The organism is Candidatus Chlamydia corallus, from assembly GCF_002817655.1.
Lineage (GTDB): Bacteria > Chlamydiota > Chlamydiia > Chlamydiales > Chlamydiaceae > Chlamydia > Chlamydia corallus.
Genome location: NZ_NWQK01000001.1, coordinates 269,374 through 282,751 on the forward strand (window position 1 = coordinate 269,374; position 13,378 = coordinate 282,751).

Below are 13,378 nucleotides of genomic sequence, written 5' to 3' on the forward strand. Positions count from 1 at the left end.
TTTTATATCCTATTCTCTTATTCTCAAGACAAGATCTATGTAACGATACTTGATTTAAGGTACAATTTATGCGTATAGCCGTTTTAGGGGCAGGATATGCAGGGCTCTCTGTAACCTGGCACCTTCTTCTGCACACCCAAGGTACAGCAACTATCGATCTTTTCGATCCTGTTCCCATAGGAGAAGGGGCCTCTGGAATGTCTTCGGGGCTACTTCACCCTTTCACAGGAAAAAAGGCAATCAAACCTCCCCTAGCAGATCAAGGAATCAACGCTACCCACGGGTTAATCACGGAAGCTAGCAAAGCTCTGAATTTACCCATTGTTATTTCTCAAGGGATCATAAGACCTGCCGTTGATGAGGATCAAGCACAGCTATTTATGAAGCGTGTTGAAGAATTCCCTAAAGAAGTCGAATGGTGGGAGAAGGCTCGTTGTGAAATCTCAGTCCCCAGTATGGTCATCCCTCCAAATCTAGGGGCTCTATTCATAAAAAATGGGGTTACTATAAATAACGATCTCTATATTCGAGGATTGTCTAACGCCTGTATTAAACTAGGCACTCAGTTCTATGATGAGCTAATAGAGACCCTTGCCGATATCGAGGAGTTCTATGATCGTATCATAGTGACTCCAGGAGCCAATGCCTCAATACTTCCTGAACTTAAAGACATGCCAGTAAGTAAAGTAAAAGGACAACTGCTGGAGATTAGTTGGCCCAAAGATCTTGCTATCCCTTTATTCAGTATTAACGCTCATAAATATATGATCGCTAATACACAGAAGAATACCTGCATTTTGGGGGCTACTTTCGAACACAACCAACCCGAAGAAACTCCAGACCCAGCCATTGCCTATCAGGAAATTATGCCTCCTGTGCTTTCCCTATTTCCAGGACTTAAAGATGCTGAAGTTTTACACTGCTATGCTGGTATGCGTTCATCTAGCAAGTCACGTCTTCCTGTCATTTGTAAGATTAAAGAAAAACTCTGGTTCTTAGGGGGATTAGGATCGAAAGGACTGCTATATCACGGCATCACAGGAGACATGCTCGCTCAGGCAGTCCTACGCAATTCTACAGCTTATATTGCTAAAGAATTTCTATTTACTCTTTAACAAGAGCTCTCTCTTCTTCCTGCTTTGCAAGATAAAAGGCAAAGGAAAAATTAAAGAAGAAAGCAACAGCAGGAGTTAAAATCAAAGCAATAGGAACAATAAGCACAAAAATCTGAGCTAGAAACGACCAGGTATGTATATCTGCAATTGCAACAAGATGTGTCATCAAATAAAAAGAATCTAAAGCTAACCAGCCCGATAGACCTAAAGGAACCAAAGCGATGACCACGCCTACAAACTGGCGAAGGACATTCCCACGAAAGCACTCTAATAACTTCATATAGTCAATTGCCTCTTGATTATGGAGGGCAGGAATGCAAAAAAACAAACAAGCAAAAGCACCTAAGAAAAGTAAAATCAACGATGTTGCTGATAGATAGGGAATGAAAATCAGCAGTGTATGGAATAGCTTACCCACCCAAGGAAGAGACCCTAAAAAAGAAGAGAGCATAATTACAGTGACCACAGCAACCATAGCGATGAAGAAAGGCATCGATACAAGGAGAGACAGCCATAAGGATGACCATGTTTTCTTAACAGCAAAAGAGAGTTTACTTGTTTCTCCCTGTGACTCTTTGTTTAATAAAAATTGCACAATAATTGCCGAAGCGCAAATCACGCTGAAAGCACAAAAAAAAGCCCCTAAAGCTAGGGTAGACAAAGAAATATGAGGTATTAGCTGAGAACAGAGCTTTAAAAATAACGCAAAAATAAAACCAAAACAACATAAACTGCAGAAAATAAAGCAGAATCTTTGCTTATTAAAAATGTTTTTAAATGCATTTTGACTTAATTCGTCGAATGATTGTGTCATACTTACTCCCTACAACATTGTGCTTATAACAAAGACACGCTAGCTTTTTCCTGAGCAATTTCATCTAAGGATATTTGAATCTTATTTCTGATAAACGGCTCCCAAGGCAATCCAGGAATGATTTCATAATCACCAGAAGGCAACATACGACATGGGAAACCAAAAATCAAGTCTTCAGGAATCCCATAAGGATTATGATCCGAACAAACTCCAGAAGAAAACCACTCTTCACTTTTAGGACAAAAAATAGATCGGGCAGCCTCTGCAAGTGCTCGAGATGCCGATGCTGCCGAAGACTTCCCTCTAGCTTCGATCACAGCACTCCCACGATTCTGTACGGAGTGTACTAAAATATTTTCTAACCAATCTCGATCCCCAATAAACTCTGCAGCAGACTTTCCAGAAATACGTGCTTGTGTGAAGTCAGGGACCTGCTTTACTGAGTGATTTCCCCAGACAACAATACGTGAGACCTCCTCTATAGGAACTCCAGCACGATGAGCAAGCATGCTACGCATACGATTCTGATCTAGGCGTAACATGGCGTGGAAATTTTTCCGATGTAATCTCGGTGCATTTTTCATAGCAATCCAACAATTCGTATTGACAGGATTCCCCACAACAAAAACCTTAGCTTCTCTTTTTGCTGCTGTATTTAAAGCTGCTCCCTGTAAAGAAAAGATCTTGCCATTTTGCTTTAAAAGGTCTCCTCGCTCCATACCAGGCCCACGAGGTACGGCACCTATAAGAAAAGCTGCGTCAATGCTGTCAAAAGCATCGCTTAATGATGTAGAGACTCGGAGATGATGTAAGAGAGGATACGCACCATCATCGAGCTCCATACGCACTCCAGAGAGAGCTCTTTCTGTACCTGGCAAATCATAGATCCGTAAATCTATACCGCGATCTGTTCCAAAAACATCCCCGTGGGCTAATGCAAATAAAAAACTATAAGCAATCTGCCCCGTACCTCCTGTGACGGCAACTCGAATGATCTCTTTGAATGCCATAAGCACCCCCTTTAAAAAAAATCACTATAGTCTTTAAGTAGAAACAAAACAAGAAATTGAAAAAAAAGTCCGTCCCTAACTAAAACTCATAAAGCCCTAAACTTTTGTCTTTCTATACACCAACATCTTTCTAAGCATCTTAAAACCAAAGTAAATGCTCAAAAGATTCTACAAAATTCTCACACTAATTTAACTCTATACCTTAGAAAAGTTCCTGTCGTGAAGATTCTAAAGATCTCAGGAACTTTAGGGCCTCTTCCTTTCAAAAGGAGAGGGTGGACGCCATACCCAAGTAGCTTCCGAATCTGGATCTGGAGGCTCCATAGTAGAGACCTCTTCTTCTATAGACGGCACCCCCTCTGCCAAACGCCTCTGTTCACTTTCTAAAGCAGCCTGTCTTTGTGTTTCAGCCATCTCGATACAGCTCTCATTATAAGAAAGCATTGTTTCAATAGACCCCGTCCATTCTGTGCTTCTCGTAAAGGTATCTCTAAGATATCTTTGAGTCATTATCTCGAAATCACTCCAGAGAAGGATTTCTTGTCGCGACAGAAATGCAAAAACAGAACCTCCTCTCTCAGGTGGTGGTAAACTAAACGAAGCCAAGGCTGCTGGAATATGATCACTATAGTAAGAGAAAAGACGAACTAAATCTTGATCACATTTTGATCCATCTATAAAAAGATCTACGTGCACTTGCTTGAAAAGTTGAACGAATAATTTCTTACAGTAATTTATAGAAAGGTATTGATGAAGATAAGGATAGCTAAAGTAGCACCATTCTTTCCATAAACCCTCAGCCGTAAGAAGATTTGGAAACTCCTCGACTAATATGTCATAGACTTCTTCTTGAGATGGCACAGTCTGTGCAAGCGCTGCTGCTCTTGTACAAATGTTCTCCACTTCTTCGTAAATACATACTCCTAAAACAGCACTTAAGAACTCTGTTTTCAAACGAGAGTGTACGGCTGTTTCTCTACCTTTCTGATCTTCATTTCTACTATTGTATTCATATTTTGGGTGCTGGAAAAAACGAGACCGCGGAGCAATACGGTCTACTAAAAACCGAAATTCCTTGGGGTATAAAAACTGCCGTTGAATCTCTAAAGAAAGAGAACTGATCTTTTCCTTGTATTGCGGCTTTAGAAAGAGGTTCTGATTCATGATATATTGAACATCTTCTTTCCAAGCTTCTAATGTCACAAGAGAGAATTTTTCCTTATATGCCCGAAAATCTTTAGATAAGCTTGCATTCTCGTCTTTGAGAAGGAGATTCTCAGATATGAAAGCTTGAAGACTTTGTTCAAGCAAAGCATTCTGATCTTGCAGACCTGCATTCTCCACCTCTAAATCTTTCAACCTAGAGACTTGGTTAGTACAAGTTTCTTTCGTCTCTTGGAATTCCTGTTTAAGTTGAGAGTTTTTATTCTTCAGCTCCGTATTCTCTGTTTCTAGATCCGAAACGTATTTTGCATGTATTCCGTGTAAATAACTTGGATCCACAAGCTTCCTGTTCTCTTCAAATAAATGCGCGCATCTATCTTCGAAAGCACTATTTTCAGCCTCTAATTCTCTAATACGTAACAAATCCTGTTCTTGTTTGACAACAACGTCATGACCTATCGTATCTACTTTTCTTATCATAGAGAAAATAAACCGTATCATAAGAACTGCCAAACCAGAAAGGCCTATAGCTATCGAAATAAGACCTAGAACAGTAAAAATTAAACCAGAAGAACCTCCTAAAGCAGTACATGCTAAAAGGATGGTTCCTAAAATTGTCATAAGCGCAAAAATTATCGCGGCGATTTTAGAAAAAAAAACGCCAGTCTTTATTAAACCCGATCCTAAGGATGATGAAAGCTTGCCCTGATCAACCACAGATTCTAAAGGAGAAGAAGACATGGAACTAAATGAGCCTGCATTAAAGTGAAAATATTTTATTTAAACAGTTATGAAACTAGGCTGTAGAATATGGCACCTCGCGACCCTATCCAGGCACCAGCAGTAGATTTAACTACTTGCTTACCCCTACGAGTCGGTAAAATACCATGAATGTCTAAAAATCCACGAGAACGTACTGCAATGAAAAACATCCTATCCCCACAAATTTTCCGAATCCGAAGGAAAGATTATACCACAGAGACAAAATAAAACGCCTCAGGAAAAATCTTAGTTTAGGAGGAGGGGTAGTGAAATTTTTACACAAACTTGATGTTGAAAAGCGTTAATAAAGCCGCAGCCTCAGGAAAATTGGAAGCATCAGCACCCTCGATTAACTCGAGGACACGGTTTGCCAATGCCTTGCCCAAAGAGACTCCTTCCTGATCGAAAGAGTTAATACCCCAACAGAAACCTTGAAAGACGATTTTATTCTCATAATAGGAAAGCAATTCTCCAAGAGAATAAGGATTCAACTGACTAGAAACCAAAACTGAAGAGGGGCGGTTTCCATCAAAATTTTTATTTAAATTAGTATTTTCACAGCCAGATGCTAAGGCAATCGCTTGAGCAATCATATTGGCAAAGAGCTTTTGCGACGAACTGGTTCCGTGAAACGAGATGTCTTCACCCCGCTGGCTTTTTTCAAAGCCTATAAACTCTACGGGAATAATGTCCGTACCCTGATGGAGACACTGGAAAAAGGAATGCTGTCCATTCGTTCCTGGCTCGCCCCAAATCACAGGGCTGGTAGAAAATCCCGCTCTTTTACCAGCTTGTGTGATGCTTTTCCCATTAGATTCCATACAACACTGCTGCAAATGAGCTGGGAAAAACTCTAAACCTGAAGAATAAGGAATGACAGCCTCTGTTGAGCAACCTAAGAAATTCCGATTCCAAATGCTAATCAAAGCCGAAAGCATAGGAAGATTCTCTCTGGCATTAGGCTGCAAAGCCACTTGATCCATAGCTGAAGCTCCTTGGAGCAATTCCAAGAAAACCTCAAAACCGTAAGCAAAGCCTAAAACGACACCACCAACCATAGAAGTGGAGGAAAATCTTCCTCCAATGCTTTCCCAAAGATGAAATACCTCAAGATACTTACCAGGATCATCCATAGGACTGCCTTCACAAGTGACTGCTATAAAATGATCTTTAAATGAGAGGCCTTTCTTCACAAAATAATCTGCAAAAAAGGCCTCATTCACTGCTGTCTCTACTGTAGTTCCTGACTTTGATACTGTAACTACTAAAGTCTTAGCACAATCTATGGTATTTAAAATTTCGGCACCATTGTCAGGATCAATGTTAGAGATAAAATGTACGTGCTTATCCGTAGGGCAATACGCACGGAGTGCCCGATAGAGTGCTTTGGGACCTAGCTCAGACCCACCGATTCCTATCTGCACTATGGTAGTAAACTGACTTCTGACCTCGGTTAAGAAATCCTCAAGACGTTGCGCCTCGACGCGAGACCTTACTGCGATATCTTGAGCCTGTCCTGTAAAAGAGCTCTCTGTTACCCATGCCCGCGTTGCAGTATGTAATGCAGGTCGCATCTCACTTGGGAACCCTTCAATATAGTTTACAACTTGGCCCTGCTGCATTGCTAACATAGAATCGTGTAATCCTCTTTCTTCGGCTAACGAGGTCAGTGCAGCAAGCACAGCCTCATCCAAACGTTCTGTAGCAAAGCTAAAAGTAAATCCCCCTCCTAGCAAAGAAAACTTCTTGATTCTCTCTTCAGAGAGAGCTCCAGGAGCTGTAAGATCTAGGGGATTTAAAGCAAGCTCTTGAAGTATCTTTGTTGAATCACAATCTAAAAATCTTTTTCTTTGCATTCTTTTTCTCTCTGTAGCTTGAAAATTGCTCAGCTCTCTATACTAAAGTTAAATTCGTTAGCGAGTACTACGCTTTATGCCCTTGACCCAGTTTCAAAAAATAATTTTAGAACAATTTTCATTGTTCCTATCTGTAGATCGTGGTCTTTGCCAAAAATCTATAGAGGCTTATCGCCAAGATATCACTTCCTTCCTCTCAATAAATGGCATAAACTCTCCGCAAGATATTTCACAAAACAGCGTTTATATCTTTGCAGAAGAGCTCTATAGACGTAAAGAAGCGGAGACTACTTTAGCGCGCAGGCTCATTGCTTTAAAAGTATTTTTTCTCTTCTTAAAAGATCAGCAACTTCTTGCCCATCCCCCAATAATAGAGCAACCAAAAATATGGAAACGCCTTCCTTCAGTACTCACTCCTCAAGAAGTTGACGCTCTACTTGCTGTTCCTCAACAACTTGAAAAAAATCTTCCACAACTTGCTTTCCGAGATACAGCCATTCTCCATACACTATATTCAACTGGTATCCGAGTTTCCGAACTTTGCGACCTACGTTTGGGCCACGTCTCTGATGATTGCATCCGCATCACAGGAAAAGGTTCTAAAACTCGACTTGTTCCTCTCGGTTCTAGAGCAAGAGAAGCTATCGATGCGTATCTTTGTCCTTTCCGAGACCAATACCAGAAAAAAAATCCTAAAGAAGACCACCTTTTCTTATCTATCCGGGGACACAAGCTGGAACGCTCTTGCGTATGGCGCCGCATCCATAACTATGCAAAGCAAGTTACCTCAAAATCCACGTCCCCTCACTCATTACGACATGCCTTCGCTACACACCTATTAGACAATAAGGCAGACCTACGAGTCATTCAAGAAATGTTAGGTCATGCTCGCATCGCTTCTACAGAAGTGTATACTCACGTAGCCGCAGACTCTCTAATAGAGAAGTTCCTTTCCCACCACCCAAGAAATCTCTAATCGCATTCATAGAAAATCGTGCCATCTTCAAATCGGGTGTAGCATCCACGATTTTCTTGACCCGTGTTTTTAGTATAGCCATAAGTCTCTGGATAGTAGTAACCATAGTCATAAGGGTAATAAAAACTATAAGGTACAGACCCCTCTTCTTCTTGAAATTGAAGACCAACTACAGGGTGGACTTGAACCTTCCCTTCAGATTCTAATAGGGGCACAGCCACTACAGTTAAAGCACTAAGTTCCTGTGGACAATACGTTGCGAAAAATATAACGGATAGTGTTATGATTTTCTTCATAATAAAGATCTCTAAAAAATCTAACCATTAGATTTCATTTTACTATGAATAGCAAATTTTATGGGAATTTAAAAAAGGAGATGCCCAGGATAGGACTTGAACCTACATGCCCGAAAGCACTGGATCCTAAATCCAGCGTGTCTACCAATTTCACCACCTGGGCAGAGCATCTTTGTCAAAATATATGAAACTGACTTGTTTATTCTCTATAGCTAGCTTGTTTTTTGCAAACAAAAATCCTAAGATTTCCCTTCTATTTTTACTTTCCCTCTAAACCTCTTACAATCAAACTTGCAGGAAAATGATGTTTTAGCTAATTTTCCTTTTTTCTACGCACTCAAATTACAAATCATGAATACTCCTGTTCCTTCTGCAGTCCCTTCTGCAAACATAACCCTAAAAGACGATAGCTCAACAGCTTCTTCTACATCTTCTGGTGTGCTAAAAACTATAGCAGGTGAAGTCCTAGTCTCTTGTACAGGATTAGAAGGAAGTTCTTCTACAGAAACCCTAGTGAACTTGGCTTTAGGACAAATCATTCTTGCTAGCCAACAAGAACTGTTATCACAAAACATAATTCGTTATCAAATACTCTTCCTACCTCGTGAAGCTATAGACCTAGAAATCGAGATTGTTGACTTGTTAGCTCAACTTGAAAATGCCGACACGACGACAGATATTACGCAAACAACACAACTTCAAAGCAAAAGCGAGCAAAAGCTTCCTCAAGAAAGCAGCGGTAGACAATCGGCCCTATCCCCACGTTCCTTAAAATCTTCAACTTCTCATGCTACGCAAAAGCAAGCTCTTCAAACAACAAAGGCCGATTCTTCAAGAAAACAAAGCGAAACATCCTCAAACGAAACAGAGACCCACACCTCCCTATTCTTAGCGACTTCCAGTTCGCAAAGACCACAAGCAAGTACTCCAGAAAAAACACTATTAGAACAAGAAAAAGCAACTTCTTCATCACCTCTTTCACAATTCTCTGCAGAGAAACGAGAAGAGACCCTTGTCACCTCTAAATCTCATGAACTACATAAAGAACGTGACGAGAATCGACAACAAAGAGAGCAGCATGATAGGAGACACGACAGTGAAGAAGACCCGCTGTCTAAAAAGAAAAAAAAGAAACGTAACCTTAATTCAGATGGTATTGCCGAACAATCTAGTGGAACTCTAAGTATTTCTGCTTTAATCTTCTCAGATCAAATGCGGCCCTCTGTTGAAGAAAGTAATGGAAAAGAAACCACATTCAAAAAGAAGTTACCCTCTCCAATGTCTGTTTTTAGCAGAGCTACCTGTAATAAGTCTCCCTTATCTGCAGATTCTTTAATAAACGAACCTATACAAACTCCAAAAATAGAAAATGTCTTCCTAAGGTTCATGAAACTCATGGCAAGAATCTTAGGCCAAGCTGAAGCTGAAGCTAATGAACTCTATATGCGAGTAAAAAAGCGTACCGATGATGTAGATACACTGACCGTTCTTATCTCTAAAATCAATAATGAAAAGAAAGATATTGATTGGAGTAAAGATGAGGAAATGAAAACCCTCTTAAATAAGGCTAAAGAGATTGGTGTCACAATAGATACAGACAAATATGCTTGGACAGAAGAGGAGAAAAAGCTTCTAAAAGAGAATGTGCAAATGCGCAAAGAGAATATGGAGAAAATTACACAAATGGAAAGAACCGATATGCAAAGACACCTCCAAGAAATTTCCCAATGTCATCAAGCGCGTTCTAATGTATTGAAGCTATTAAAAGAACTTATGGACACCTTTGTTTACAACCTACGCCCCTAATGTCATATTTAAATTATTTACTAAAAAAAATCGCTGCATCTTCCAAAGAGGATTTCCCCTTTCCAGATAATTTGGAAAGCTATTTGGAAGGACATGTCCCAGATAAAAACATAGCCTTGGATACCTACCAAAAGATCTTTAAGATATCCTCTGAAGATCTTGAAAAAGTATATAAAGAGGGCTATCAAGCCTATCTTGATAAAGACTATGCAAAAAGTATTGATGTTTTTCGTTGGCTAGTTTTTTTCAATCCTTTCGTCTCTAAGTTTTGGTTTTCGTTAGGCGCCTCTTTACATATGGATCAGCAGTATCCACAAGCTTTGCACGCCTATGGAGTCACTGCAGTACTACGAGATAAAGATCCGTATCCTCATTACTATGCCTACATATGCTATACTCTTACAAATGAACATGAAGAAGCTGAAAAAGCTTTAGAATTGGCATGGGTACGTGTACAACACAAGCCTCTCTATAATGAACTGAAAGAAGAAATTATAGATATTAGAAAACACAAATAATGCGGAAACTCAACTATGTCCTCTTGGCTATCTCAAGCGAGTGAAGTTCTTCTCAACCAGGATCCTTATGTCCCTGATGCTCCTAGCATACAAGACTCTTCAACTATTAAGCTTAGCTATTCTATAACTGTAGCACCTCAAGAAGCTCAAAAGCCCCTCCCCAAGTTTTTCACTGAAAAATCTCAACAATCTCAAGGCGAGCCTCTGCCAACTTCTAATAAAACATTTACTATCGCAACTCCGAGAGAAAAAATATTACGCTTTGGCAGCTCATTTGAATCCCAACTCCAAAACACATCCCAGGCTCAGACTTCTTCTCCTTGGAATCTTTTCTCTCAAAAAAATAGCACAGAAGGAAGTAAAGTTTTAATACAAGAACTGACTATGCCAAAATCTTCAGAGAAAGATTTAGAGAAAACTCGAGGTAAGGCCCCTAGTTTTAGAGACGACAGCTCTTCTAAAAATCCTGAGACGCTTTACTCACAACAACGTTTAAGTTCGTTTGGATTCGCAGACTCCCCCTATTCCCAAAGTCATGGGAATCAACAGAAGGAATTCTTCCCATCCCGAAGAGAAAAGCATAGTGAAAATTATGCCAAAGAGCATATCCATGAAAAGAAAACAGAAATTAAAACTCAAATAAAAGATTTATGTAAAGACCCCTCCTCCCAAGATCAGGATCCCAACCAAAAACAAAAGAAAAATTCTTTTGTACAAGATAAATTGCGTAAAAATAGAGTGGCCAAAGCAGCACGAGCTGTTCCCGTAATTCCTCCTCCAAGCATAGGAGTGTTTACGTTAAGCTATCTACTAACAAAGCAAGGAATTCTTTCCGACTTTTCTTCTTATGCATGCCACAAAGATTCCGTGGAATCCACACAACGAGAGCTCGATGCTCTACATCAGAAGAGAATCGAGAATATCAAAGTCAGTATAGAGAAAGAAAAACGAGCAACGTTATGGGGTTCTCTTGCTGATATTGTCGAATGGCTTGCTCCTTTTGTTTCTATAGGGATAGGCGTTGTTGCCATCTTGAGTGGAGGCGGTATTTTTGCTTTTGTAGGCTTCTTTGCAGGGTTAATTTCTCTCGCTATCAAGTGTTTAGAAAAATTAAAGTTTTGGGATTGGCTAGAAAAACAGTTACCTATAAAAAATGAAAGCACGCGAAGAAAAATTATAAATATAATACAGTGGGTAGTCTATTTAACCCCTGTAATTCTCTCCATATGCACATTAAAAGTAGAAAATTTAGGTTTTTCTCCTATTATAGAAGGAGCCATCAAAGGAATCCAACCTGCAATAGAATCCGCAATGGCAGCTTTAAGATGTGCTATCCTGTTTTCTCAATCAGAAATATACAAACTCAAAGGGAAACTCACTAAAATCCAACTAAAAATTGAGTTAATTAGTTTTGATAGAGATGATAACTATGAACGTTCTCAAGAACTTTTAGATAATATGGAAAGTTCTTTCGAAGCTCTTTCAAAAATCTTAAATTACATGCGCGAACTAGATCAAGTGTACCTCCAATCCTTACGAAGATAAACACCAGAAGAAATGCTATGACTATATCTCCCTCAACAGCATCAACTCCTCTTTCTGAAGAGGAGTTTGATTTTTTCGTAACTGAAGGCACAACTGAAGAAACCACTAGTGTTGCTTCGGAAATACAAGTATGTCTCCCTGCAGGAGAACAATATGCTCTGCTGCGAGCAACTTCTGAGCTATGTTTCGGGATCTTAACACAGTCAGAATTTGCATTGGCACAAGCCACGCCTCCTAAGGAAAAACCCTTACAAGAAGAGCAGTTTCTAGTAAAAGCTGGAATGTTAACAAAATCTACATCACTGCCCGACCTAAAACTGGGACAATCACAGCAGACTAACTCATCTTCATATAGAGCTCCCTCAGGACAGGAATCGGCATCTTCTAATCCAACAACAAAAGAAACAACTCAAACAGCTTCTAATACGTTTTCGTTTTCCTCATGCAAAGCTCCTGCAGGAGACTCCTCCGTTAACCAAACATTAAAAATTTCGGTTCAAATACCAAAAGCACAAGATCAAAAAGGAACAGACTCCTCTCAAAAACAAGTACAATTCAATGTAACGACCTATTCTAGCGAGACAATAAAAGAACATAGTACTAAAGAGACAACTTCGCGAGATACCAAGTCAGCAGAAACTCAGAAACACTCACCAACTAAGTCTGATGCTACTCTCAGTCCCTTGTCACTCTATAGCATCTTACACACCGAAACATCGCAAGCATCCTCTACAAAAAGCCAAGAACAGGATGAAGAACATCCAGATCAAGGGCAACAAGAAGGATACGAGCAAGAACAAGAGCAAGAAAAAGGCAAGAAAAAGAAAACGTTCTATAAAATTGAATCGCTGCAACAGGCTTCGAGTACTAAAAACATTGCGCATGAGTCTTACACTCCTATTATCCCTGATCTTATTGTGGACTTTGCTTTTTCTGAATCACAGCTAAGCACACTAGCAGGAAGACGCGTGACCAACCTTGATGTCCTAAGAATCTGCACAGAACTGATGAAGTTAATGCTTAAAAGCCGTGCCAACGACACGATGTCTCGTCTTGAAGAAAGAGAGCTCATGGAAAGAGAAGCTCTGAAATTAGCAGAAAGTTATTCACGCCAAGCTAAGTATGCCCGATGGTTAGGGATAGCAACAGCAACCTTGGGTATTTTAGGAGCCATTTCTCCTATGGTCGGAGAAATTTCTGGTGATAGTATTTTAGGATTTGTCCAAAGAATTTCTGGAAGATTCAAAGATGCGACTGCGAAAACCTTCTTTAAGGGAGTAGGAAAAGTGTTCACCTCTCTATCCCAACTTACTGAAGCAGCTTCTAAAGTACACGAGTTATCAGAAAGTTCTGTACGAGCAGTCGCTGAGTACAGAAAAGAAATCTTCAGAATGAGACAGGATGAAGTCACCCGTACGATTGAGGAAGTCAAAGACAACTGGAAAAGTATGGATAATTTTCTTCTAAATATTCTGCAAACAGAACACGATGCTGTTCGCAGCCTCTATCAGTAAAA

General features: G+C 39.9%; 12 protein-coding genes and 1 tRNA gene. 6 read left to right on the plus strand and 7 right to left on the minus strand.

Annotated features, from left to right (window positions below; genetic code table 11):
- Positions 1-68 precede the first annotated feature (68 nt).
- On the plus strand, positions 69-1,115 hold the full coding sequence (locus CMV32_RS01170) for an NAD(P)/FAD-dependent oxidoreductase (protein WP_100934114.1): 1,047 nt from the start codon (positions 69-71) through the stop codon (positions 1,113-1,115).
- Here the strand turns inward: CMV32_RS01170 and CMV32_RS01175 are convergent.
- From CMV32_RS01175 to CMV32_RS01195, 5 genes are all read right to left on the minus strand, one after another.
- Positions 1,105-1,929 (minus strand): hypothetical protein, encoded by an 825-nt coding sequence (locus CMV32_RS01175; RefSeq protein WP_100934115.1) that lies wholly within the window; start codon positions 1,927-1,929, stop codon positions 1,105-1,107. The two genes, CMV32_RS01170 and CMV32_RS01175, sit on opposite strands and share 11 nt — an antisense overlap.
- A gap of 23 nt (positions 1,930-1,952) precedes the next feature.
- Positions 1,953-2,939 (minus strand): malate dehydrogenase, encoded by a 987-nt coding sequence (locus CMV32_RS01180; RefSeq protein WP_100934116.1) that lies wholly within the window; start codon positions 2,937-2,939, stop codon positions 1,953-1,955.
- Between the two features lie 246 nt (positions 2,940-3,185).
- Positions 3,186-4,844 (minus strand): hypothetical protein, encoded by a 1,659-nt coding sequence (locus CMV32_RS01185; RefSeq protein ID WP_100934117.1) that lies wholly within the window; start codon positions 4,842-4,844, stop codon positions 3,186-3,188.
- A gap of 47 nt (positions 4,845-4,891) precedes the next feature.
- A complete protein-coding gene (ltuA, locus tag CMV32_RS01190) occupies positions 4,892-5,035 on the minus strand; it encodes a protein LtuA (protein WP_100934118.1) in 144 nt (47 codons plus the stop codon).
- A gap of 105 nt (positions 5,036-5,140) precedes the next feature.
- Positions 5,141-6,721 carry a glucose-6-phosphate isomerase gene (locus CMV32_RS01195; RefSeq protein ID WP_100934119.1) on the minus strand — a complete coding sequence of 527 codons (1,581 nt, stop codon included), beginning with the start codon at positions 6,719-6,721 and terminating at the stop codon, positions 5,141-5,143.
- Between the two features lie 76 nt (positions 6,722-6,797).
- Here CMV32_RS01195 and CMV32_RS01200 point away from each other — a divergent pair, with 76 nt between their 5' ends.
- Positions 6,798-7,697, plus strand: a complete 900-nt coding sequence (locus tag CMV32_RS01200) for a site-specific tyrosine recombinase XerD (RefSeq protein ID WP_100934120.1) — start codon at positions 6,798-6,800, stop codon at positions 7,695-7,697.
- On the opposite strand, the gene CMV32_RS01205 is transcribed toward CMV32_RS01200, so the two are convergent.
- Both CMV32_RS01205 and CMV32_RS01210 read right to left on the minus strand, forming a co-directional pair.
- A complete protein-coding gene (locus CMV32_RS01205; RefSeq protein ID WP_100934121.1) occupies positions 7,694-7,993 on the minus strand; it encodes a hypothetical protein in 300 nt (99 codons plus the stop codon). The genes CMV32_RS01200 and CMV32_RS01205 overlap by 4 nt on opposite strands.
- 81 nt (positions 7,994-8,074) lie before the next feature.
- A tRNA-Leu gene (locus tag CMV32_RS01210) sits at positions 8,075-8,156 on the minus strand.
- A gap of 188 nt (positions 8,157-8,344) precedes the next feature.
- Here CMV32_RS01210 and CMV32_RS01215 point away from each other — a divergent pair.
- Genes CMV32_RS01215 through CMV32_RS01230 form a run of 4 tightly spaced genes read left to right on the plus strand, consistent with a single transcriptional unit; the run spans position 8,345 to position 13,376 of the window.
- Complete coding sequence (locus tag CMV32_RS01215; protein WP_100934342.1) at positions 8,345-9,799, plus strand: hypothetical protein; 1,455 nt, start codon at positions 8,345-8,347, stop codon at positions 9,797-9,799.
- Positions 9,799-10,317 (plus strand): SycD/LcrH family type III secretion system chaperone, encoded by a 519-nt coding sequence (locus CMV32_RS01220; protein ID WP_100934122.1) that lies wholly within the window; start codon positions 9,799-9,801, stop codon positions 10,315-10,317. Before CMV32_RS01215 ends, CMV32_RS01220 begins: the two co-directional genes overlap by 1 nt.
- Before the next feature lie 15 nt (positions 10,318-10,332).
- Complete coding sequence (locus CMV32_RS01225) at positions 10,333-11,862, plus strand: hypothetical protein (RefSeq protein WP_100934123.1); 1,530 nt, start codon at positions 10,333-10,335, stop codon at positions 11,860-11,862.
- Between the two features lie 17 nt (positions 11,863-11,879).
- On the plus strand, positions 11,880-13,376 hold the full coding sequence (locus tag CMV32_RS01230; RefSeq protein WP_100934124.1) for a hypothetical protein: 1,497 nt from the start codon (positions 11,880-11,882) through the stop codon (positions 13,374-13,376).
- Positions 13,377-13,378 lie beyond the last annotated feature (2 nt).

Bases quoted from the DNA above. Each gene is read 5' to 3' on its own strand.
- CMV32_RS01170 (WP_100934114.1), top strand. From the start codon at position 69: ATGCGTATAGCCGTTTTAGGGGCAGGATATGCAGGGCTCTCTGTAACC.
- CMV32_RS01175 (WP_100934115.1), bottom strand. From the start codon at position 1,929: ATGACACAATCATTCGACGAATTAAGTCAAAATGCATTTAAAAACATT.
- CMV32_RS01180 (WP_100934116.1), bottom strand. From the start codon at position 2,939: ATGGCATTCAAAGAGATCATTCGAGTTGCCGTCACAGGAGGTACGGGG.
- CMV32_RS01185 (WP_100934117.1), bottom strand. From the start codon at position 4,844: ATGTCTTCTTCTCCTTTAGAATCTGTGGTTGATCAGGGCAAGCTTTCA.
- ltuA (WP_100934118.1), bottom strand. From the start codon at position 5,035: ATGTTTTTCATTGCAGTACGTTCTCGTGGATTTTTAGACATTCATGGT.
- CMV32_RS01195 (WP_100934119.1), bottom strand. From the start codon at position 6,721: ATGCAAAGAAAAAGATTTTTAGATTGTGATTCAACAAAGATACTTCAA.
- CMV32_RS01200 (WP_100934120.1), top strand. From the start codon at position 6,798: ATGCCCTTGACCCAGTTTCAAAAAATAATTTTAGAACAATTTTCATTG.
- CMV32_RS01205 (WP_100934121.1), bottom strand. From the start codon at position 7,993: ATGAAGAAAATCATAACACTATCCGTTATATTTTTCGCAACGTATTGT.
- CMV32_RS01215 (WP_100934342.1), top strand. From the start codon at position 8,345: ATGAATACTCCTGTTCCTTCTGCAGTCCCTTCTGCAAACATAACCCTA.
- CMV32_RS01220 (WP_100934122.1), top strand. From the start codon at position 9,799: ATGTCATATTTAAATTATTTACTAAAAAAAATCGCTGCATCTTCCAAA.
- CMV32_RS01225 (WP_100934123.1), top strand. From the start codon at position 10,333: ATGTCCTCTTGGCTATCTCAAGCGAGTGAAGTTCTTCTCAACCAGGAT.
- CMV32_RS01230 (WP_100934124.1), top strand. From the start codon at position 11,880: ATGACTATATCTCCCTCAACAGCATCAACTCCTCTTTCTGAAGAGGAG.